This window comes from Kitasatospora sp. NPDC002522, from assembly GCF_053595195.1.
Genome location: NZ_JBSFXE010000004.1, coordinates 99,540 through 119,867 on the forward strand (window position 1 = coordinate 99,540; position 20,328 = coordinate 119,867).

Here is a 20,328-nt window from a genome sequence, read left to right on the forward strand (position 1 = left end):
GGGGCCCGGGTGTCGGGAAATCGACAAAGCGCCGAAGCAATCTCGCCGGGCTACGGCCCCGCTCCGCCAAAACGGACGGAGCAGGTGTAAGCGGGTTGCGGGTGATGCGACGATGGACCACACGGGGGACGCACCACGGCTTCTGACGGGCCGTAGGGTCCGCCGCACCCCCTGGGGGGAATACCTCTGGCCGAAGGCCCGAGGCGAATGCCGCGACACTCGGGGGGAGCGGGAGTCGGCATGAAGCTCATCGGCAGGAACGGGACGGGAGAAGGACTGGCGGCTCGCAGCACCACGGACACCGACACCGGCGTCCACACCACCGACGAGTCGCTGGGCACCGAGTCGCACAGCACGCTGCCCGGACAGCGCACCACCGCGGGCGGCGAAACCGTCGTGACCGGGTACGGCCCGGAGAGCCTGGTCCACCTGACGGCCGACCAGGTCGCGCACGCCGCCCGGGAGATCGTCGCGCCCGACGACGGCGCCGACTTCGAGACCGCCCTGGCCGCCCGCGAGCAGGCCGCCCTGGAAGCCCGCCACCGCGGCTCCGCCGATGCCGGCGACGCCAACGCCGCCAGCCAGCTCGGCGCCCTGCTGCTGCGTCGCGGCGACCTGGCGGACGCCGAACCGTACCTGCGCAGCGCCGCCGCCGCCGGGCTGCGCGCCGCCGCCAACAACCTCGGCGTGCTGCTGCACCAGCAGGGCCACCGCACCGAGGCCGCCCAGTGGTGGCGGCAGGCCGCCGTGGCCGGCTCCGCCCCCGCCGCCCACGCGCTCGGCCTGCAACTGCGCGACCAGGGCGAGGAGGAAGCCGCCGAGTACTGGCTGCACTTCGCCGCCGAACACGGCCACCCGCTCGGCGCATACGCCCTCGGCGACCTGATGGAGCACCGCCGCGACGTCCGCGCCGAGCGCTGGTTCAAGACCGCCGCCGACTCCGGCCACCGCGAGGCCGGCTACCGGCTCGCCCGGATGCGCGAGGCCGCCGGCGACAAGGACACCGCCGAGACCTGGTACCGCACCGCCGCCGCCCGCAGCCACCCGCGCGCCGCGCTGCGGCTCGGCGTGCTGCTGGAGGAGCGCGGCGACCTCGACGAGGCCGCCCGCTGGTACCGGCAGTCCGCGCAGAACGGCGAACCCCGCGCCGCCTGCGCCCTCGGCTTCCTGCTGCGCGACGCCGGCGACCTCGCCGCGGCCGCCGAATGGTGGCAGGAGGCCGCCGAGGCCGGCGACGGCACCGCCGCCAACGCCCTCGGCGCGCTGCACGCCGGCCGCGGCGAGAACGCCGTCGCCGAGCGCTGGTACCGCGTCGCCCTGGACGCGGGCGACCACAACGGAGCCTTCAACCTCGGCCTGCTGTGCGCCGGCGCCGGCCGCGAGGCGCAGGCCGAGCAGTGGTACCGGCGCGCCGCCTACGCCGGCCACCGGGAGGCCTGCAACGCGCTCGCCGTCATGCTGCTCCAGCGCGGCGACGAGTCCGGCGCCGAACCCTGGTTCTCCAAGGCCGCCGAGGCGGGCTCCGTCGACGGCGCCTTCAACCTCGGCGTCCTGCACGCCGGCCGCGGCGAACACCGCCAGGCCCAGGAGTGGTACGCCCGCGCCGCCGCCGAGGGCCACGGCGAGGCCGCCCTGCAGCTCGCGGTCGTCCAGGAGCAGCGCGGCAACCTGGTCGGCGCGCTCGACCGCTACCGGCAGGCCGCGGACGGCGGCTCCGCGGAGGGCGCGTTCCGGCTCGCCTCGCTGCTCGACCGGCGCGGCGACGCGGACGCCGAGGCCGAGCACTGGTACGCCGTCGCGGCCGACGCCGGGCACCGCCGCGCCCAGGTCCGGATGGGCGTGCGGGCTGCCGAACGCGGGGCGCTGCAGATCGCCGAGAGCTGGTACCGCCGCGCGGCGGAGGGCGGGAGCCGCAGCGCCGCGTTCAACCTCGGCCTGCTGCTGGCCCGTCAGGACAGCGAGGCCGAGGCCATGCTCTGGTACACCCGCGCCGCCGACGCCGGCCACGGCCGCGCCGCCCTGCGGCTCGCCCTCCTGGCCCTGCGCCGCGGCGAGGCCGTCCAGGCGGAGAACTGGTGCAAGCGCGCCGCCGAGTACGGCCCGGCCGAGGTCGCGGAGCGCGCGGGGCGGCTGCTGGGGGCGCTGGACGCCGAGCTCAGCGCCTGACAGGTCGTGGGGTCGCGTCCACGTGCAACTGGACCTCTTCGGCGCGATCTTTCCGGCGTGTGCCTTCCGCTTCGCGCAGTTCCCCGCGCCCCTGACGGTTCACACCGTCAGTGCGCGCAGCGTCGCCTCGTGGAGGATCCCGTTGGAGGCCACCGCGTCCGCGCCGCCGGGGCCGTCGATGCCGTCGAGGCCGGTGAAGCGGCCGCCGGCCTCCTGGACGACGATGCAGGGGGCGGCCATGTCCCAGAGGGAGAGCTCGGGTTCGGCGGCGATGTCGACCGCGCCCTCGGCGACCATCATGTAGGACCAGAAGTCGCCGTAGGCGCGGGTGCGCCAGCACTGGCGGGTGAGGTCGAGGAAGGCGTCGAGCCGGGCGCGCTCCTCCCAGCCGGTGAGGGAGGAGTAGGAGAGCGAGGCGTCGGCGAGCCGGGAGACCTTGGAGACGTGGATCCGCTGGGCCTTGGCGAGGCTGCGCCCGGCGTACGCGCCGAGCCCCTTCGCGGCCCACCAGCGGCGGCTGATCGCGGGCGCCGAGACGATGCCGACCACGGGCTGGAGCTCGCCGTCCGGCTGCTCCTCGAGCAGGGCGATCAGGGTGGCCCAGACCGGCACGCCGCGGACGTAGTTCTTGGTGCCGTCGATCGGGTCGATCACCCAGCGGCGCGGGCCGGTGCCCTGCAGGCCGTACTCCTCGCCCATCACCGCGTCGCGCGGCCGGGCGCGCTGCAGCACCGAGCGGACCAGTTCCTCGGCGGCCTTGTCGGCGTCGCTGACGGGCGTCAGGTCGGGCTTGGTCTCGATCTTCAGGTCCAGCGCCTTGAAGCGCTCCATGGTGACCGAGTCGGCCGAGTCGGCGAGGACGTGGGCGAGTCGGAGATCGTCGTGGTAGTCGGCCATGCCCGAACCCTAGCGGAATCAGTGCCCGGAGCCGCTGAGTTGGAGGCCGATCACGCCCGCGATCACCAGCGTGATCGAGACCAGCTTCAGGGTGGAGGAGGACTCGCCCAGGAAGACGATCCCGTAGACCGCGGTACCGGCCGCGCCGATGCCGGTCCACACCGCGTAGGCGCTGCCGACCGGCAGGGTCTTCAGGGACAGGGTGAGCAGACCGAAGGAGCCGAGCGCGAAGACGCAGAAGCTGATGGTGGGCCAGAGCTTGGTGAAGCCGTCGCTGAGCTTGAGGTTGACCGCGAAGCCCGTTTCCAGCAGACCGGCGAGGATCACCATGGCCCATGCCATCGGGTTGACTCCCTGTCAGATCGGAGGGTGTGACCCTCCTATCGTTACCCAGCGCAGGGGCCCGGGCGACTCGTGATCGCGTGAACTCTCAGTCGCCCTCGCCCGCCTCCTTGGTGGCGAGCAGACGGCGCAGCGAGTACAGCCGGGCGGGGTCGGCGTGGCCCTCGGCGACCCAGGCGTCCAGTGCGCAGTCCGGCTCGTCGTGCGAGCAGGCGCGCGGGCAGTCGGCGGTGCCGGGCTCCAGGTCGGGGAAGGCGAGGATGACCCGGGACGGGTCGATGTGGGACAGGCCGAAGGAGCGGAAGCCGGGGGTGTCGATCACCCAGCCCGGGTCGAGCGCCTTCTTCGAGCCGGGCTTGACGCCGGGCGGCGGCGGCAGCCGCAGCGCGAGCGCGGAGACGGTGGTGTGCCGGCCGCGGCCGGTGACGGCGTTGACGTGGCCGGTGCTCCGCTGCCGGTCCGGGACCAGCGCGTTGACCAGGGTGGTCTTGCCGACGCCGGAGTGCCCGATGAAGACGGTGGTCAGCCCGCGCAGGTGTTCCCGGACGGCCTCCGCGCCGGCCGTGGCCAGCTCGTCGTGACGGGTCACCACGTAGCGGATGCCGAGCGGGGCGTAGGACTCCAGCAGCTCGTCGGCGGAGGCCAGGTCGGCCTTGGTGAGCACCAGCAGCGGGTCCATCCCGGCGTCGTACGCGGCGACCAGGCAGCGGTCGATCAGCCGGGGGCGCGGCTCGGGGTTGGCGAGGGCGGTGACGATGGCCATCTGCTCGGCGTTGGCGACCACGATCCGCTCGTACGGGTCGTCGTCGTCCGCGGTGCGGCGCAGCACCGAGGTGCGCTCCTCGACCCGGACGATCCGGGCCAGCGTGTCCGGGTCGCCGGTGAGGTCGCCGACCACGTTGACCACGTCGCCGACGACGACGCCCTTGCGGCCGAGTTCGCGGGCCTTCATGGCGGTGACCAGGCGCTCGTCCTTGGTGCCGCCGTCGACCAGGCAGGTGATCCGGCCGCGGTCCACGGTGAGGATCATCGCCTCGGCGGCGTCCTCGTGCTTGGGCCGGATGCGGGTGCGGGGGCGGGAGCCCCGGCGGCCCGGGCGGCTGCGGATGTCGTCCTCGTCGGCGTCCTTGCCGTAGCGGCGCATGCTCGTGATCCCCCGTCAGCCCTGGCCGAGGAGATCGGCCCACATCTGCGGGAAGTCCGGCAGGGTCTTGGCCGTGGTCGCCACGTTCTCCACCAGCACGCCGTCGGCGGCCAGGCCCAGCACGGCGGCGGCGGTGGCCAGCCGGTGGTCCTCGTAGGTGTGGAAGACGCCGCCGTGCAGCGGGCGGGGCCGGATCCGCAGGCCGTCCTCGGTCTCCCGGACGTCGCCGCCGAGGCCGTTGATCTCCGTGGCGAGCGCGGCCAGCCGGTCGGTCTCGTGCATCCGCAGGTGGGAGATGCCGTACAGGTGGGACTCGGAGTCGGCGAGCGCGGCGACCGCGGCGATCACCGGGGTGAGCTCGCCGACGTCGTGCAGGTCCACCTCGATCCCGTGGATCTTGCCGGTGCCGGTGAACTCCAGTCCCTCGTCGGTGAACTGGCAGCTGCCGCCCATCGCGGTGTAGATCTCGCGGAGCTGGTCGCCGGGCTGGTAGGTGTGCCGCGGCCAGTCCCGGACGGTGACCCGGCCGCCGGTGACCAGGGCCGCGGCGAAGAACGGCGCGGCGTTCGACAGGTCCGGCTCGACCACCAGGTCGCGGCCGATCAGCGCGCCCGGGGTGACCCGCCAGACGTCCTTCTCCCCGCCGTCCTCCGGCGCGTCGACCTGGCCGCCGGCCTTGCGGATCATGTCGACGGTCATCCGGATGTGCGGCAGCGAGGGCACGGTCTCGCCGACGTTGCGGATCTCCACGCCGTGGTTGAAGCGGGCGCCGGAGAGCAGCAGCGCCGAGATGAACTGCGAGGAGGACGAGGCGTCCACCTCCACCGGGCCGCCGTCCAGCGCGCCGGTGCCGTGCACGGTCAGCGGGAAGCCGCCGCGGCCGCCGTCGTCGATCCGGGCGCCGAGGGTGCGCAGCGCGTCGATCACCCCGTGCTGCGGGCGCTCGTGGCTGCGCGGGTCGCCGTCGAAGTGCACCGGGCCGTCGGCCAGCGTGGCCAGCGGCGGCAGGAAGCGCATCACGGTGCCCGCGTTGCCGACGTCCACCTGGGCCGGGCCGCGCAGCTGGGCGGCCGGGATGACCCGCCACGCCTCGCCGCCGCCGGTGCCGCCGGAGGCCGCGTTCACCGTCTCCTCGACCGTCACGCCCAGCGCCCGCAGGCCGTCCGCCATCAGCTGCGAGTCGCGGCTGCGCAGCGGTCGGCGCACCCAGCCCGGGCCGTCGGCCAGCGCCGCCAGCACCAGCGCGCGGTTGGTCGCGGACTTCGAGCCGGGGATGGTCACGGTCGCGTCCACGGCGGCGGTGGCGAGGGGAGCGGGCCACAGGGTGTCGGTCATGGCGCCAAGTCTATGAGGCGCCGCCCGGCTACCGGGGCAGCAGCCAGCTGCCCCCGAGCGCCAGGCAGGCCAGCGACACCACCAGGAACACCGTCACCCACAGCACCGCGGGCACCCGGGTCAGGTGCGCGAGCTGGTCGGCGTCCGACCCCGGGGAGGCCCCGCGCCGCCGGGTCGCCTGGAGCTCGACCACCGGCCGCACGCCCGCCAACAGGAGGAACCACACGCCCAGGTAGGCGAAGCCCGCCTGCCACTCGGCGCCGCCGTACCAGGACACCGCCCAGAACGCCCCGCCGGTGGCCAGCACCGCCAGCACCCCGAACAGGTTGCGCAGCATCACCAGCATCCCGGCCAGCAGCGCGATGCCGATCCACAGCAGCGCGGTGACCCGGCCCGAGGCGAGCAGCGCCGCCCCGCCCAGCCCGAGCAACGAGGGCGCCGGATAGCCCGCCGCGGCGGTCAGCACCATGCCCGGGCCGGAGGGCCGGCCCGAGGAGACGGTCAGCCCCGAGGTGTCCGAGTGCAGTTGGATGCCGGACAGCCGACGGCGCGTCAGCAGCGCCATCACGCCGTGCCCGCCCTCGTGCGCGATGGTCACCGCGGTGCGGCTCAGCCGCCACACCGGGCGCAGCGCCACCGCCAGCAGCGCCGCCGCCGCGGCGGCCAGCACCAGCCAGCGCGGCGGGTCCGGCTGAGCGCCGGCCAGCCGGTCCCACAGCTGTGCGAGTTCCATCCGGTCCGCCTCCGATCCAGTCGCGTCCGCGCGGGCAGCCTCCCACGGAGGGACGAGCGGCCGGTAGCCGCCGGTTCTCCCGGACCCGTCCGGGCCGCCGGGCGGCTCTGGCAAGCTGATCGACATGTGCGGTCGCTTCGCCTCCTCCACCGACCCGGCCGACCTGGTCGGGCACTTCGGCGTCCAGCAGTGGGACCCGACCGAGACGCTCGCGCCCAGCTGGAACGTCGCGCCGACCGCGCGGACCTTCGCCGTGCTCGACCGCGCACCCCGCGGCGAGCGCCGCCCCGTGCGCCAACTGCGCATCCTGCGCTGGGGACTGGTGCCCGCCTGGGCCGGCAGCCCGGACACCGCGGTGAAGATGATCAACGCCCGCGCGGAGACCGTCCACGAGAAGCCCGCCTACCGGCAGGCCTACGCCTCGCGGCGCTGCCTGATACCCGTCGACGGCTACTACGAATGGCAGACCGCCCCCACCGACGACCCGGCCCGCCCGCCCCGGCAGCCCTACTTCGTCTCCCGCGCCGACGGCGCCCCGCTCGCCCTGGCCGGCCTCTACGAGTTCTGGCGCAACCGCGAGCTGCCCGCCGACCACCCCGACGCCTGGCTGGTCACCTGCACCATCGTCACGACCGCCGCCGAACCGCTGCTCGCCCCCGTCCACGAGCGGATGCCGCTCTACCTGGACCGCACCCGGTGGGACGCCTGGCTCGACCCGGCCGCCGAACGCGCCGACCTCACCCCGCCCGCGCCCGGCTCGCTGCGCATCCACCCGGTCGGCGACGCGGTCGGCAGCGTCCGCAACAACCACCCCGGCCTGACCGGGCAACTCACCGAGGACGACCGCACCACGCTGTTCTGACCCGCACCGTTGCCTAGGCTCGGCGCATGCAGCGGACCATCGCCACTCCCGCCGGGGACGCCCGGCTCCACTACTTCCGCGCCGCCGACGCGCGCGCCGTCCTCCTGCTCGGCCACGGCGCCGGCGGCGGGATCGAAGCCCCCGACCTGCAGACCCTCGCCGCCGCGCTCCCGGCCGCCGGCGTCACCGTGGTCCTCGCCGAACAGCCCTGGCGGGTGGCCGGCCGCAAGCTCGCCCCCGCGCCGGCGACGCTCGACGCCGGCTGGCCCGCGCAGTTCGCCGCCGCGCGGGAGGAGGGCCTGCCGGTCTTCGCCGGCGGCCGCAGCGCCGGCGCGCGGGTCGCCTGCCGGACCTCGGCCGGGCTCGGCGCCGCGGGCGTGCTGGCGCTCGCCTTCCCGCTGCACCCGCCGGGCCGGCCGGAGAAGAGCCGCGCCGAGGAACTCCTGGCCACCGCCCTGCCCACCCTGGTGGTGCAGGGCGGCGCCGACACCTTCGGCACCCCCGCCGAGTTCCCGCCGCTCCCGGACACCCACCGCCTGGTCGAAGTCCCGCACGCCTCCCACGCCTTCAAGGTCCCCAAGAAGGCGCCCGTCGACCAGGGCCAGACGCTGGCGCTGATCACCGGAGCGGTCACCCAGTGGCTCGACCGGTGACCGGGAATGCCCGGTGCCCCCGCGGGGTTGCACAGGTCGTCAGAACATGCCCCCGGTGGAAAGGCAGCGTCCATGGGTTCGATCGCGTGCCCCGAACGGCCCGAGGAGCGGGCGACGGCCACGTCACTCGTCCCGGACTGGTCGGAGTGGGTTGTCGCGGGCGACAAGCCGGTCAGCCCGATATCCTCGCTTCCGGGTCGGCCCAAGTCGGGCCGTACCCGAGTGATCGAGGAGGTGGGTCCGGTCGTCGGGACCGATGACGCGGCCGTGTCGGGTGCTTCAGGCACCGACCAGGGCCGTCCGGAGGGCGAGCAGCTCACCGGCGACGAACTGGCCGAGGCGATCGGCGAGGACACCTTCCGGGTGTCCGAGAACGAGAGCGAGGAGGCCAGGCGCGAGCGCTTCGAGCGCGACGCGCTGGGCTACCTGGACCAGATGTACTCGGCGGCGCTGCGCATGACGCGCAACCCGGCCGATGCGGAGGACCTGCTCCAGGAGGCGTTCGCCAAGGCGTACGCGTCCTTCCACCAGTTCCGCGAGGGCACCAACCTCAAGGCGTGGCTGTACCGCATCCTCACCAACACGTTCATCAACTCGTACCGCAAGAAGCAGCGCGAACCCCAGCGCACCGCGGCCGAGGAGATCGAGGACTGGCAGCTGGCGCGCGCCGAGTCGCACATGTCGACCGGGCTGCGCTCGGCCGAGGCGCAGGCGCTCGACCACCTGCCGGACAGCGACGTGAAGGACGCCCTGCAGGCGATCCCGGAGGAATTCCGGATCGCCGTCTATCTCGCGGACGTCGAGGGCTTTGCGTACAAGGAGATCGCGGACATCATGGGTACACCCATCGGTACGGTGATGTCCCGACTGCACCGTGGCCGCCGCCAGCTGCGCGGCATGCTGGAGGACTACGCCCGCGAGCGAGGGCTGGTTCCGGCCGGTACCGGTGCAGGGCAGGAAGCGAAGGGCGCGGGCTCATGAGCTGCGGCGAGCCGCACGAGACCGAGTGCGGAGAGGTGCTGGACCACCTCTACGAATTCCTCGACAACGAGATGCCCGAGGGCGACTGCGCCAAGCTGCGGGTGCACTTCGACGAGTGCTCGCCGTGCCTGGAGAAGTACGGCCTCGAACAGGCGATCAAGGCGCTGATCAAGCGGTCCTGCGGCTGCGACGACACGCCGACCGATCTGCGGTCGAAGGTGCTGGCGCGGATCGACTCGATCCGCTCGGCCCAGCGCTCCGCGGAGGGCGGCGAGTCGGTGGTCGAGGTGTCCGTGGCGCGCGCGGTGGCCGTCGAGATGACGGTCGAGGGGGCGGCCGGACACGGCACGGCGGTTGCAGCCGCGGAGTGAGCGCTCACTCGATCGGGTGAGCTGGCACTGCTCCGGCTGCGGCTATCCGCGATCGTGCGCCGCAGCCGCACGGCCGGGCCCTATTCTCTGACGAGTCCTCACGTCGGAGGGCCCGGTACGGGCGGGGGAGGCCGAGATCGCCAGCGAACGCGAGCGCACCGCGCTACCGGGGCGGGCGGTCGGCTACCTGGTCGCGGTGCTGCTGGCCGCGGTGGCCGTGCTGCTGCCGCTGGCCGCCGCCGGACCCGAGTTCGACTGGCCCCGGATCGGGCTGCTGGCGCTGCTGCACCTCTGCCTGGAGTCGCTGGCGCACGGCGCTCCCACCCCGTGCGCCCGGCTGTGGCGGCGGCTGCGAGGCCGGCCGCCGGTCGAGCCGGCCGCCGAGTCGGACGGCGGCGGCTTCTTCCCGGTGCTGTTCGCCGGGGTGCTGATGCTTCCGCCCGCCGCCGCCGCGCTGGTCGCCCTGCCCGGGGCGCTGCTCGGCCCGGCTCCCGAGCCGCGCACGCTGCGCCGGGCCTGGAACGCCGCCCAGCTGGCGCTGGCCTCGGCCGCCGCCGCCGAGGTGTTCCGCCTGCTCGGCGGGGCCCGGCTGCTGCTGGGCACCCGGTTCCCCGCGGCGGCGCTCGGCGCACTCGCCGCGGTACTGGCGTTCTGCCTGGTCAACGGCGTGCTGGTGGCCGGGATGCGGCGCCTGACCTGCGGCCGCCGGACGGGTGCGGCGCTGCGCGCGGTGCGCGGGGCGGCGCCCGCCGCGCTGCTGCACGGCGCCGGCGGGCTGATGATCGCGGTGCTCTGGCAGGGCCCGTACGGAGCGTTCGCCGCGGTGCTCGGACTGCTGCCGCTGACCATCGCCGCCTGGCTGTCCGCGCAGGGCCACCGCGAGCGCACCGCGCACCGGGCGACCGTGCAGGCGCTGGTGCAGGCGGTGGAGATCAAGGACGCGTACACCCGCGGGCACAGCGAACGGGTCGGCCGGGCCTCGGTGCTGATCGCCCGTCAGCTCGGCCTGGCCGAGGACCGGGTGCGCACCCTGCACTTCGCCGGGACGCTGCACGACGTCGGCAAGCTCGCCGTCGCCACCGAACTGCTGCGCCGCAACGGGCCGCTCACCGAGGCGGAGCGGCGGGCGGTCGAGGTGCACCCGGTGTTCGGGCACGAGCTGGTGCGCCAGCTGGACTTCCTCGGCGAGGGCCGGGACGGCATCCTGCACCACCACGAGCGGATGGACGGCCGCGGCTACCCGCACGGGCTGGCCGGGGACCGGATCCCCGAGTTCGCCCGGATCATCTCGGTCGCCGACGCCTTCGACTCGATGACCTCCACCCGTTCCTACCGGCGCGGCCGGCCCGTCCCGGAGGCCGTCGCCGAGCTGGAGCGCTGCGCGGGCAGCCAGTTCGACCCGGTGATGGTCGGCGCCCTGGTCTCCGCGGTCGCCGAGCACGGCTGGCAGCCCGAACCCGCCCCGCCCGGCGGCTGGGACGGCGAGGTCCCGGACATCCCGCTCGGCGTCCCCGAACCCGCCCGGCTGCCGCAGCAGAGCGGCCGGACCCTGCCGACCAGCGGGGCGGCATGAGGCTCCGCCGTCCCGGTGCGGCCGACCTGGTGCACGGCGCGGCCGCCCTGCTGTGCGCGGCCGCGCTGCTGCACCTGCTGGCCGACGGGTTCGTCCAGCCGGCCGTGGCGCTGGCGTTCACCGGTCTGATCACGCTCGGGCAGAGCGCCGGCCCCGCCCTCCCCGGCGACCGGGAACCCGCGCCGGTGGCCACCGCCGTCGCGCTGGCGTACGCGCTGCTCGGCCCGCTGCACGGGCTGCCCACCACGCACGGGGTGCTGCAGGTCTCCGCGGTGACCGCGCTCGGCACCGCCGCCCGGCTGGTGCTGCAACTGGCCGGCCGGGCCGCGCTCACCGCCGCCCGGCGGATCCCGCCCGCGCCGTTCGATCCGGCGCTGGACGCCGCCGCGCGCCGGCTGGTCACCGTCTCGTTCGCGGCGCTGCTGTTCCAACCGCTGTACAACGCGGGCGTCACCGACCGGCTGCCCGGGCCGGCGTACGGGGCGCTGCTGGCCGCGGTCGCCGCCCTGGCCGCGCTCGGCGACGCGGTGCTGGCCGCCGTGCAGCAGCGGGTCCGGACCGGGCTGCGGTTCGCCGCGGCGCTCGACGACCAGCTGCACGCGCTGCTCGGCATCGGCTCGGCGGTGGTCGCCACCGGACTGCTGCTGGCCCTGCTCGCCGGGGAGGCCGGGCTGTGGGCGCTGCCGGTGTTCTGCGTGCCGCTGCTGCTCGCCCAGACCTCGTTCCGGCGGGCCGCGGCGGTCCGGGCCACCGCCGGGCAGACCATCGAGACGCTCGCCCGGGCCACCGAGATCGCCGGCTACACCACCCCCGGACACGCCCGCCGGGTGGCCGACACGGCCTGCGCGCTGGGCCGCGAACTCGGCCTCGGCAGCCGGGAGTTGGCGCAGCTGGAGTACGCCGCGCTGATGCACGACATCGGCCAGCTGTCGCTGGTCGAGCCGGTGCCCGGCGGGGCGACCGCGCTGCTGCCCGACGCCGAGCAGCAGCGGATCGCCCGGCTCGGCAGCGAGGTGATCCAGCGCACCGGGGTGCCCCGGCAGGTGTGGCAGCAGGTCGCCCGGCTCGCCGACCCGTGCCGGCTGCCGGACGGCCGTCCGGACGCGACGCTGCCGCTGGCCGCCCGGATCATCCGGGTCGCCAACGCCCACGACGACCTGCGCACCGCCGCCGCCGACCGCCCCCGCGGCGGCGGCCTCGACCCGCTGGACCACCTGCGGCTGGACGCCGGCGGCTACGACCCGGCGGTGCTGGACGCGCTCGCCCGGCTCGGCGCGCGGCGCCACCGCCGCCGCCCGCTCTGACCGGCGGGCCCGCGCTGCCTGAATGGACGCGCGGGGCGCGCACCGCAAGGTCGGCGTGGTTGGATGCGGTCGTGGCGGGAAGACCCGGAGGCGGGGCGACCCGGTGACGACCGACGGCAAGGGACCAACGTGAGGATCTTCCACCGCGCACGGCACCGTCCGTCGGCGACCTGGCGGCAGACCACCGACCGGGCCTTCACGCTGATCGGCGACGGCCGGTACGAGGACGCCGGGGCGCTGCTGGTGATGGCCGCGGACCTGGAGCCGTGGCTGTCCGACTCCTGGTTCAACCTGGCCCTGCTGCACAAGTTCCGCCGCGACTGGGAGCAGGCCCGCAGCGCCGGGCTGCGTGCCGTCGCGCTGCTCGACCGCCAGCACGGCGCCCCGGACTGGTGGAACCTCGGCATCACCGCCACCGCCCTGCAGGACTGGCCGCTGGCCCGCCGCGCCTGGCAGGCGTACGGGCTGCGGCTGCCGGGCGGGGCGGGCCCGGCGGACGGGCCGATCGAGCTGGACCTGGGCACCACCCCCGTGCGGCTCTCCCCGGACGGCGAGTCCGAGGTGGTGTGGGGGCGGCGGCTCGACCCGGCGCGGATCGAGGTGCTGTCCATCCCGCTGCCGTCCTCCGGCCGCCGCTGGGGCGAGGTGGTGCTGCACGACGGCGCCCCGCACGGCGAGCGGGTGGCCGACGGCGTCGCCTACCCGGTCTTCGACGAGATCGAACTGTGGGCGCCGTCCCCCGTGCCGACCTGGGTGGTGCTGCTGCAGGCCGCGACCGCCGCCGACCGGGACGCGCTGGAGCGGGTGGTCGCCGACGCCGGGTACGCCGCCGAGGACTGGACCTCCTCGGTGCGGCTGCTGTGCCGGGCCTGCTCGGAGAGCCGGATGGCGATCGACGACGGGTACACCGCGCACCACGACCCGCACGACGACGGCGACCCGCTGCACCCCGGCCACCTCAGCCACCTCAGCCAGGGCGCGGCCGGCGGGTCCTGGCTGGTCGAGCGGGAGTGCGGGATCGCCGCGCCGACCGGGCTGGTGCGCGCCCTGCTGGACCGCTGGGCGGCGGCCTCCCCGGCCACCCGCGCCTACCGCGATCTCGAAGAAGTGTGTTGAGCCGCCCCGTAGGCTGGACCTCGACATCCCGGTAGATCAGGCATCCCGGTAGATCCAGACGGAGCGGAAAGCAGCGATGGCCGAGCAGCACGACCACGACCACCACGACCACCACGGGCACGACCACCACGAGCACGAGCACGAGGAGCCCCGGGAGCTGAAGGTGGTCGGCGAGGAGCCCGACCTGAGCAAGGGCGCCGCCCGCCCGATCACCGTGGTCGGCAACCCGGTGCTGCACCGCGAGGTGAAGACGGTGACCGCGTTCGACGCCGAGCTCTCCGCGCTGGTCGACGACATGTTCCAGTCGATGTACGCCGCCGAGGGCGTGGGCCTGGCCGCCAACCAGGTCGGCGTCGACCTGAAGGTCTTCGTCTACGACTGCCCCGACGACCAGGGCGTGCGCCACATCGGCCACGTGGTCAACCCCGTGCTGGAGGAGCTCCCGGCCGGCCGCCGCACCCTGGACGACTCGCCGGAGGGCTGCCTGTCCGTCCCCGGCGCGTACATGGACCTGGCCCGCCCCGACTTCGCGGCCGTCACCGGCCAGGACAAGGACGGCAACCCGATCCGGGTCGAGGGCACCGGCTTCTTCGCCCGCTGCCTGCAGCACGAGACCGACCACCTGTACGGCTACCTGTACATCGACCGGCTCTCCAAGCGCGACCGCAAGGACGCCCTGCGCCAGATGGCCGACGGCACCCCGAAGTACGCGACCGTCGCCAACGACTGACGGCAGGTCAGGGGCCGGTGCCGCTTCGGCGGCGCCGGCCCCTTTCGCGTTCCCGGGCCGCCGAGACCGCCGCCACACCGGGACAACACCGGGGCTGCATGGATTCGGGCCCACCTTGTTGGTTCGGAGGAAGGAGACGCCGATGCCGTCCCAGACCGTGGAACTGCCGAAGATCCAGGTGCCCGCCGAGGCGGCCGCCATCACCAGCGACGCCCAGCACGAGCGCGCCTGGTACCCGCCGTACCCGCACCCCCGACCGTACCGACGCTGCCACGAGGTGAACGTTGCTCCATGTCGAGATCGACCGAATCCTGGGAACGGACCCGCAGTTCGGCGCGGCCGGGTTCGAACGGCTCGGGGCGCTGTTCCGCTGCGGCCGGCAGGCGGAGGCGCCGGCGGTCCACGCCGAGCTGCGCGACCTGCTCCGCGAGGAGCAGGGCCTGGACCCGAGCCGGGCGGTCACCGAGCTGCAGGCCGGGATCCTGGCCGGCGACCGGGAGTTGGAACGCTGACGGGGGTGCGGGGCGGTGCCCCGCACCCCCGGTGCGTGCTGCGGTCGGCTCAGAAGTCGTCGTCGAAGGAGACCGAGCCCTCGACGGCGACCTGGTACGCGGAGACCCGGCGCTCGAAGAAGTTGGTCAGCTCCTGGACGTTCTGCAGCTCCATGAACCCGAACGGGTTGGTGGAGCCGTAGCGGATCGGCAGGCCGAGGCGGGCCAGGCGCTGGTCGGCGACGGCCTCCAGGTACTGGCGCATCGACTCGGTGTTCATGCCGGCCAGGCCGTCGCCGCACAGGTCGCGGGCGAACTGGAGCTCGGCCTCGACGGCCTCCTCCAGCATCTCGGTGACCTGCTTGGCCATCTCGTCGTCGAAGAGGTCGGGCTCCTCCTCGCGGACGGTGTCGACCACCGACATGGCGAAGTCCATGTGCATCGACTCGTCGCGGAACACCCAGTTGGTGCCGGTCGCCAGGCCGTGCAGCAGGCCGCGGCTGCGGAACCAGTACACGTACGCGAAGGCGCCGTAGAAGAACAGGCCCTCGACGCAGGCGGCGAAGCAGATCAGGTTGAGGAGGAACGCGCGGCGGTCCTCCTTGGTCTGCAGCGAGTCGAGGTGGTCGACCGCGTTCATGTACTTGAAGCAGAACTGGGCCTTCTGGTGGATGGAGGGGATGTTCTCCACCGCGGCGAAGGCCGCGTTGCGGTCCTCGGGGTCGGGCAGGTAGGTGTCCAGCAGCGTCAGGTAGAACTGGACGTGCACGGCCTCCTCGAACAGCTGCCGGGACAGGTAGAGCCGGGCCTCGGGGGAGTTGATGTGCTTGTAGAGGCTCAGCACCACGTTGTTGGCGACGATCGAGTCGCCGGTGGCGAAGAAGGCCACCAGGCGGCCGATCAGGTGGCGCTCGCCCTCGGAGAGCTTGGCCAGGTCGGCCACGTCCGAGTGCAGGTCCACCTCCTCGACGGTCCAGGTGTTCTTGATCGCGTCCCGGTACCGGTCGTAGAACGACGGGTAGCGCATCGGACGGAGCGTCAGTTCGAAGCCCGGGTCGAGCAGCATCTTCGTGTCGTCGGACATTACTGGCAGGCCTCGCAGGACTCGGGGTTCTCCAGGGAGCAGGCGATGGCGTCCTGCTCCTCCTGGCTGAGGGTCGGGGCGGCCACCGGCACGGGGGCGGCGGCGCGGGCGGCTCCGGAGGCGGCCTGGGCGATCCGGGTCGCGGGGCGGGAGCGCAGGTAGTAGGTGGTCTTGAGACCGACCTTCCAGGCGTAGGAGTACATCGAGGAGAGCTTGCCGATGGTCGGCGCCGCCATGAACAGGTTCAGCGACTGGCTCTGGTCGATGTACGGCTGGCGGGCGGCGGCCAGGTCGATCAGCGCGCGCTGGGGCAGCTCCCACGCCGTGCGGTAGAGCGAACGGACCTCCTGCGGCAGCCAGTTGAACTCCTGGATGGAGCCGTTGGCGTCGCGCAGCGCGTCCCGGGTCTGCTGGTCCCAGACGCCGAGGTCCTTCAGCTCGCGCACCAGGTACGGGTTGACCTGGAGGAACTCGCCGGACAGCGTCTCGCGCTTGAACAGGTTGGAGACCTGCGGCTCGATGCACTCGTAGACGCCGGCGATCGAGGCGATGGTCGCGGTCGGCGCGATGGCGAGCAGCAGCGAGTTGCGCAGGCCGACGGCGGCGATCCGGGCGCGCAGCGCGTCCCAGCGCTCGGTCCACTGCGGGGCGGCCGCACCGAAGTGGTCGATGTGCAGCTGGCCGCGGGCGGCGCGGGTCTCCTCGTACGCCTCGTGCCGGCCGAACTGCTCGGCCAGGTCGGCGGAGCGCTCGTAGGCGGTGAGCATGATGCGCTCGGCGATCAGGGTGGAGAGGGTCTTCGCCTCGGCGGAGTCGAAGTCGATCCGCAGCTTGAAGAAGACGTCCTGCAGGCCCATCACGCCCAGGCCCACCGGGCGCCAGCGGGAGTTGGACGCCCCGGCCTCGGTGGTCGGGTAGAAGTTGATGTCGATCACGCGGTCGAGGAAGGTCACCGCGGTGCGGACGGTGGCGTCCAGGCGCTCCCAGTCCATCGCGCTCGTGAGGTCGTCGACCGAGGCGCCCGGGGCGACGTGCGCGCCCAGGTTGACCGAGCCGAGGTTGCAGACCGCGGTCTCGGAGTCGTCGGTGACCTCCAGGATCTCGGTGCACAGGTTCGAGGAGTGCACCACGCGGCCCGGCAGCGCGGTCTGGTTGGCGGCCCGGTTGGAGGCGTCCTTGAAGGTCATCCAGCCGTTGCCGGTCTGCGCCAGGGTGCGCATCATCCGGGCGTACAGGGTCTGCGCGGGGATGGTGCGCACGGCCTTGCCGGCCAGCTCGGCCTTGCGGTACGCCTCGTCGAAGTCGGCGCCCCACAGGTCGACCAGCTCGGGCACGTCGGCGGGGGAGAACAGCGACCAGTCCTGGTTGGCGTTCACCCGGCGCATGAACTCGTCCGGGATCCAGTGCGCCAGGTTCAGGTTGTGGGTGCGCCGCGCCTCCTCGCCGGTGTTGTCGCGCAGCTCCAGGAACTCCTCGATGTCGGCGTGCCAGGTCTCCAGGTAGACGCAGGCCGCGCCCTTGCGCCGGCCGCCCTGGTTGACCGCCGCCACGGAGGAGTCCAGGGTGCGCAGGAACGGCACGATGCCGTTGGACTGCCCGTTGGTGCCGCGGATCAGCGAGCCGCGGGAGCGGATCCGGGAGTAGGACAGGCCGATGCCGCCGGCGTGCTTGGACAGCCGGGCGATCTGCGCGTAGCGGTTGTAGATCGAGTCCAGGTTGTCCAGCGGCGAGTCCAGCAGGTAGCAGGAGGACATCTGCGGGTGCCGGGTGCCGGAGTTGAACAGCGTCGGGGAGGACGTCAGGTACTCCAGCCGGCTCATCAGCCGGTACAGCTCGGCCACCTCGTGCACCGAGCGCTCGTCGGTGCCGACCGCGAGGCCCGCCGCCACGCGGAGCAGGAAGTGCTGCGGGGTCTCGACCACCTTGCGGGTGATCGGGTGGCGCAGCAGGTAGCGGGACTGGACGGTGCGCAGGCCGAAGTACTCGAAGCGGTCGTCGCCCTGAGGGTCGATCAGCGCGTCGAAGAGCGCGGCGTGCTCGGCGACGTAGGCGGCGGTGGCGTCGCCGATCAGGCCCTCGGCGTGGCCGACGGCGACCGAGTCGGAGAACGCGGTGACGCCCTGGGTGCGGGCCTCGTCACGGATCTCCAGGGCGAGCAGGCGGGCGGCCAGCTTCGAGTACTGGGGGTCCTCGGCGATCATCGACGCGGCGGCCTCCACGGCCAGCCCGCGCAGCTCGGCGAAGTCCGAGCCGGCATGGCGGCCGCGCAGTGCGGCGGCGGCGACGTGGCCGGGGTCCACCTGGGGGAGATCGGTGCTGCGGTCGGTGAGCAGCCGAAGCAGCGCCGCACCGGGATCGGTGAAGGTGTCGGCGGAACCCTGGGACGGCAGGGTGACTGAGGCGGCGACGGTCAAGGCGCACTCTCTCCTGTGGCGGCGGTCGGACGTGGCACGGTTGTCCGGATCCGCGCGTGCGGCAGGGGAGGACGGCACGCCGAAAACGCGTAACGGCGCGCGAAAGACCCACCCCCGGCCCGCCCGCGAGACCGGACGGCAAAGCAGTGCTGCATGGCGTCTGCGGGGATGCCGTGTCGCACACCGTCGGCAGGTCCTCGGACTGCGCGGGCGTCGCTGCAGCCCGCTCACCGTTGCGGGGCAGTCCCGGACTCGCACCGGGTTCCCCTGCGTTGACAGCGAGAGTGAGCATACATGTAGTGGCGGCTGGAGCTGGAAGCACCAGATGTAGTAGCGCGTGTCGTGTCGGCCCGTCCGCGCGTAGACAACAGGACGGATGCGAAGCGCCCGTCAGAACCGGATCGTGTAGACCATCAGCTGAAGGCCGGGCATCGGCTGCCAGTCCCGGGCGGGGGTGCGGACGAAGCCCAGCGCCTCGTAGATCCGGTGCGCGGCGGTCATCGCGGGCCGGGTGGAGAACGCCATTCCGGCCAGGCCCAGCTCCCGGCTGCGCTCCATCGCGGCGGCCACCAGGGCCCGGCCGACGCCGCGGCCGCGGGCCGCCGCGCCGACCGCCAGCATCCGGATCTCGCCCTCGTGCGGCTCGGCGATGTCCGCCCACTCGGTGCCGCCGGCGGCGAAGGTCACACAGCCGAGGACCTGCCCCGACGCGTCGACCGCGACCAGGAGTTCGGCCTCCCGGTCGCGGCGCGCGGCGTCCCTCAGCAGGTGGACGTACGGGGAATCGGAGCGGGTGTGGCCGTCGCCGACGAAGGCCTCGACGCTGACCGCGCCGGCGCCTTCGAGGTCCTCGGCGAGGGCGCGGCGGATGATCGGGGGCTGCATTCGGACAGTGTGCCGGAGCGGATCCGGCGCGGGTCGGCGAGGTCCGGGTCGACGGGATAGCCGGTGGGGCGGTGGCGGTTGTCCCGGCCGTGCCTGGTGGTCCGGTCCAGGTCGCGGCCGACCAGGACGCCGAGGAGTCCGAAACTGCCGAGGAGGCCCAGCAGGGCGAGCGCGGTGGTCATGGGTCCACTCTCCGCTCCGGGCGCACCGCGTACGAGTGGCAGGAAAGCCTGCTTGCCTCGAAATCCTGCCACTGCCATCCTGGACCCATGCTGAGCAACGTCGCGGTGATCGTGCTGGAGGAGGTCCACCCCTTCGAACTGGGCGTGGCCTGCGAGGTGTTCGGCCTGGACCGGAGCGAGGAGGGCCTGCCGGTCTACGACTTCGCGCTGGTCGGCGACCGCCCCGGCCCGATGCGCACGCACGCCGGGTTCAGCATCGACGTGCCGCACGGCCCCGAGCGGATCGCCGAGGCCGACCTGGTGATCGCCACCGCCACCGGCATCCGCGACCACTACCCCGAGGAGCTGTGCGAGGCGCTGCGCGCCGCGCTGGCCCGCGGCGCGCACCTGCTGTCGATCTGCTCCGGCAGCTTCCTGCTCGGCGCGGCCGGCCTGCTCGACGGCCGGCGCTCCACCACCCACTGGCGGTATGCGGACCTGATGGCCGAGCGCTTCCCGCTGACCACCGTCGAACCGGACGTGCTGTACGTCGACGACGACCCCGTGATCACCTCGGCGGGCACCGCGGCCGGCATCGACGCCTGCCTGCACCTGGTGCGCAAGGTGCAGGGCGCCGAGGTGGCCCGCGGCATCGCCCGCCGGATGGTGGTCGCCCCGCACCGGGACGGCGGGCAGGCCCAGTTCATCAACCGCCCGCTGCCGGAGGGCGAGGGCGACTCCCTCGGCGGGGTGCTGGAGTGGATGCGCCGCCACCTGGAGGAGGAGACCAGCGTCGAGCGGCTCGCCCAGCTCGCCCACATGTCGCCGCGCACCTTCGCCCGCCGCTTCCAGCAGGAGACCGGCACCACCCCGCACCGCTGGCTGATCGGGCAGCGGGTGCTGTTCGCCCAGCGGCTGCTGGAGTCCACCGACGAGAGCGTGGACGCCGTCGCCGCGCGCTGCGGCTTCGGCAACGCCGCCACCCTGCGCCACCACTTCGGCCGCCGGCTCGGCACCACCCCGCAGGCCTACCGGCGGGCCTTCGGCCACCCCCGGCCGGCCGTGAGCCCGGCGGCCTGAGCCCCG

Annotated in this window: 19 protein-coding genes and 1 riboswitch; of the genes, 11 read left to right on the plus strand and 8 right to left on the minus strand. The window is 74.0% G+C overall.

All coding sequences use genetic code 11. The features are described from left to right. The first annotated feature begins 240 nt into the window (after positions 1 to 240). A complete protein-coding gene (locus ACWD4U_RS04605) occupies positions 241 to 2,166 on the plus strand; it encodes a tetratricopeptide repeat protein (RefSeq protein ID WP_363450093.1) in 1,926 nt (641 codons plus the stop codon). A gap of 99 nt (positions 2,167 to 2,265) precedes the next feature. On the opposite strand, the gene hisN is transcribed toward ACWD4U_RS04605, so the two are convergent. The 5 genes from hisN to ACWD4U_RS04630 form a co-directional block, all read right to left on the minus strand. Next, positions 2,266 to 3,063, minus strand: a complete 798-nt coding sequence (gene hisN, locus ACWD4U_RS04610) for a histidinol-phosphatase (protein ID WP_363450092.1) — start codon at positions 3,061 to 3,063, stop codon at positions 2,266 to 2,268. Between the two features lie 18 nt (positions 3,064 to 3,081). Continuing rightward, a complete protein-coding gene (locus ACWD4U_RS04615) occupies positions 3,082 to 3,405 on the minus strand; it encodes a DMT family transporter (RefSeq protein WP_363450090.1) in 324 nt (107 codons plus the stop codon). A gap of 88 nt (positions 3,406 to 3,493) precedes the next feature. Continuing rightward, positions 3,494 to 4,549: a ribosome small subunit-dependent GTPase A gene (rsgA, locus tag ACWD4U_RS04620; RefSeq protein WP_363450088.1), complete on the minus strand. Its 1,056-nt coding sequence runs from the start codon at positions 4,547 to 4,549 to the stop codon at positions 3,494 to 3,496. 15 nt (positions 4,550 to 4,564) lie between these two features. Then, positions 4,565 to 5,884, minus strand: a complete 1,320-nt coding sequence (gene aroA, locus ACWD4U_RS04625) for a 3-phosphoshikimate 1-carboxyvinyltransferase (RefSeq protein ID WP_363450086.1) — start codon at positions 5,882 to 5,884, stop codon at positions 4,565 to 4,567. A 28-nt stretch (positions 5,885 to 5,912) separates the two neighbouring features. After that, positions 5,913 to 6,617: a M50 family metallopeptidase gene (locus ACWD4U_RS04630; protein ID WP_363450085.1), complete on the minus strand. Its 705-nt coding sequence runs from the start codon at positions 6,615 to 6,617 to the stop codon at positions 5,913 to 5,915. A gap of 124 nt (positions 6,618 to 6,741) precedes the next feature. Between ACWD4U_RS04630 and ACWD4U_RS04635 the strand changes: the two genes are divergently transcribed. The 9 genes from ACWD4U_RS04635 to ACWD4U_RS04675 all read left to right on the plus strand — a co-directional run bounded on the left by ACWD4U_RS04635 (position 6,742) and on the right by ACWD4U_RS04675 (position 14,719). Continuing rightward, entirely contained in the window at positions 6,742 to 7,479 is a 738-nt protein-coding gene (locus tag ACWD4U_RS04635; protein WP_363450083.1) for an SOS response-associated peptidase, read from the plus strand. Positions 7,480 to 7,505: 26 nt separating this feature from the next. Then, on the plus strand, positions 7,506 to 8,132 hold the full coding sequence (locus ACWD4U_RS04640) for an alpha/beta hydrolase family protein (protein ID WP_363450081.1): 627 nt from the start codon (positions 7,506 to 7,508) through the stop codon (positions 8,130 to 8,132). A 267-nt stretch (positions 8,133 to 8,399) separates the two neighbouring features. Then, positions 8,400 to 9,113, plus strand: coding sequence for a sigma-70 family RNA polymerase sigma factor (locus ACWD4U_RS04645; protein ID WP_363450079.1), 714 nt, complete (start codon positions 8,400 to 8,402; stop codon positions 9,111 to 9,113). Beyond that, positions 9,110 to 9,484 carry a mycothiol system anti-sigma-R factor gene (gene rsrA / locus ACWD4U_RS04650; RefSeq protein ID WP_363450077.1) on the plus strand — a complete coding sequence of 125 codons (375 nt, stop codon included), beginning with the start codon at positions 9,110 to 9,112 and terminating at the stop codon, positions 9,482 to 9,484. The genes ACWD4U_RS04645 and rsrA overlap by 4 nt, the downstream gene beginning before the upstream one ends. Positions 9,485 to 9,680: 196 nt before the next feature. Then, positions 9,681 to 11,057 (plus strand): HD-GYP domain-containing protein, encoded by a 1,377-nt coding sequence (locus ACWD4U_RS04655; RefSeq protein WP_363450075.1) that lies wholly within the window; start codon positions 9,681 to 9,683, stop codon positions 11,055 to 11,057. After that, the gene (locus ACWD4U_RS04660) at positions 11,054 to 12,361 is read left to right on the plus strand and encodes an HD-GYP domain-containing protein (protein ID WP_363450073.1); all 1,308 of its coding nucleotides are present in this window, start codon (positions 11,054 to 11,056) and stop codon (positions 12,359 to 12,361) included. The genes ACWD4U_RS04655 and ACWD4U_RS04660 overlap by 4 nt, the downstream gene beginning before the upstream one ends. A gap of 129 nt (positions 12,362 to 12,490) precedes the next feature. Further along, positions 12,491 to 13,477, plus strand: coding sequence for a tetratricopeptide repeat protein (locus tag ACWD4U_RS04665; RefSeq protein ID WP_363450071.1), 987 nt, complete (start codon positions 12,491 to 12,493; stop codon positions 13,475 to 13,477). Between the two features lie 76 nt (positions 13,478 to 13,553). Next, positions 13,554 to 14,207: a peptide deformylase gene (gene def / locus ACWD4U_RS04670; protein ID WP_363450069.1), complete on the plus strand. Its 654-nt coding sequence runs from the start codon at positions 13,554 to 13,556 to the stop codon at positions 14,205 to 14,207. A gap of 284 nt (positions 14,208 to 14,491) precedes the next feature. After that, positions 14,492 to 14,719 (plus strand): BTAD domain-containing putative transcriptional regulator, encoded by a 228-nt coding sequence (locus ACWD4U_RS04675; RefSeq protein ID WP_363450067.1) that lies wholly within the window; start codon positions 14,492 to 14,494, stop codon positions 14,717 to 14,719. A 49-nt stretch (positions 14,720 to 14,768) separates the two neighbouring features. Here ACWD4U_RS04675 and ACWD4U_RS04680 read toward each other — a convergent pair whose 3' ends face one another. The 3 genes from ACWD4U_RS04680 to ACWD4U_RS04690 form a co-directional block, all read right to left on the minus strand. Continuing rightward, on the minus strand, positions 14,769 to 15,782 hold the full coding sequence (locus ACWD4U_RS04680; protein WP_363450065.1) for a ribonucleotide-diphosphate reductase subunit beta: 1,014 nt from the start codon (positions 15,780 to 15,782) through the stop codon (positions 14,769 to 14,771). Then, positions 15,782 to 18,196, minus strand: a complete 2,415-nt coding sequence (locus ACWD4U_RS04685; RefSeq protein ID WP_363450063.1) for a ribonucleoside-diphosphate reductase subunit alpha — start codon at positions 18,194 to 18,196, stop codon at positions 15,782 to 15,784. The genes ACWD4U_RS04680 and ACWD4U_RS04685 overlap by 1 nt, the downstream gene beginning before the upstream one ends. 171 nt (positions 18,197 to 18,367) lie before the next feature. Further along, a riboswitch (cobalamin riboswitch) is annotated at positions 18,368 to 18,494 on the minus strand. Between the two features lie 92 nt (positions 18,495 to 18,586). Next, positions 18,587 to 19,081, minus strand: coding sequence for a GNAT family N-acetyltransferase (locus ACWD4U_RS04690; RefSeq protein ID WP_363450061.1), 495 nt, complete (start codon positions 19,079 to 19,081; stop codon positions 18,587 to 18,589). A 269-nt stretch (positions 19,082 to 19,350) separates the two neighbouring features. On the opposite strand from ACWD4U_RS04690, the gene ACWD4U_RS04695 reads away from it, so the two are divergent. Next, positions 19,351 to 20,322 carry a helix-turn-helix domain-containing protein gene (locus ACWD4U_RS04695; protein ID WP_363450059.1) on the plus strand — a complete coding sequence of 324 codons (972 nt, stop codon included), beginning with the start codon at positions 19,351 to 19,353 and terminating at the stop codon, positions 20,320 to 20,322. Positions 20,323 to 20,328 lie beyond the last annotated feature (6 nt).

Coding starts and splice junctions, on each gene's coding strand:
- ACWD4U_RS04630 (WP_363450085.1), bottom strand. CDS start 6,617: ATGGAACTCGCACAGCTGTGGGACCGGCTGGCCGGCGCTCAGCCGGAC.
- ACWD4U_RS04635 (WP_363450083.1), top strand. CDS start 6,742: ATGTGCGGTCGCTTCGCCTCCTCCACCGACCCGGCCGACCTGGTCGGG.
- ACWD4U_RS04605 (WP_363450093.1), top strand. CDS start 241: ATGAAGCTCATCGGCAGGAACGGGACGGGAGAAGGACTGGCGGCTCGC.
- rsgA (WP_363450088.1), bottom strand. CDS start 4,549: ATGCGCCGCTACGGCAAGGACGCCGACGAGGACGACATCCGCAGCCGC.
- ACWD4U_RS04660 (WP_363450073.1), top strand. CDS start 11,054: ATGAGGCTCCGCCGTCCCGGTGCGGCCGACCTGGTGCACGGCGCGGCC.
- ACWD4U_RS04640 (WP_363450081.1), top strand. CDS start 7,506: ATGCAGCGGACCATCGCCACTCCCGCCGGGGACGCCCGGCTCCACTAC.
- def (WP_363450069.1), top strand. CDS start 13,554: ATGGCCGAGCAGCACGACCACGACCACCACGACCACCACGGGCACGAC.
- rsrA (WP_363450077.1), top strand. CDS start 9,110: ATGAGCTGCGGCGAGCCGCACGAGACCGAGTGCGGAGAGGTGCTGGAC.
- ACWD4U_RS04680 (WP_363450065.1), bottom strand. CDS start 15,782: ATGTCCGACGACACGAAGATGCTGCTCGACCCGGGCTTCGAACTGACG.
- ACWD4U_RS04615 (WP_363450090.1), bottom strand. CDS start 3,405: ATGGCATGGGCCATGGTGATCCTCGCCGGTCTGCTGGAAACGGGCTTC.
- hisN (WP_363450092.1), bottom strand. CDS start 3,063: ATGGCCGACTACCACGACGATCTCCGACTCGCCCACGTCCTCGCCGAC.
- ACWD4U_RS04695 (WP_363450059.1), top strand. CDS start 19,351: ATGCTGAGCAACGTCGCGGTGATCGTGCTGGAGGAGGTCCACCCCTTC.
- aroA (WP_363450086.1), bottom strand. CDS start 5,884: ATGACCGACACCCTGTGGCCCGCTCCCCTCGCCACCGCCGCCGTGGAC.
- ACWD4U_RS04690 (WP_363450061.1), bottom strand. CDS start 19,081: ATGCAGCCCCCGATCATCCGCCGCGCCCTCGCCGAGGACCTCGAAGGC.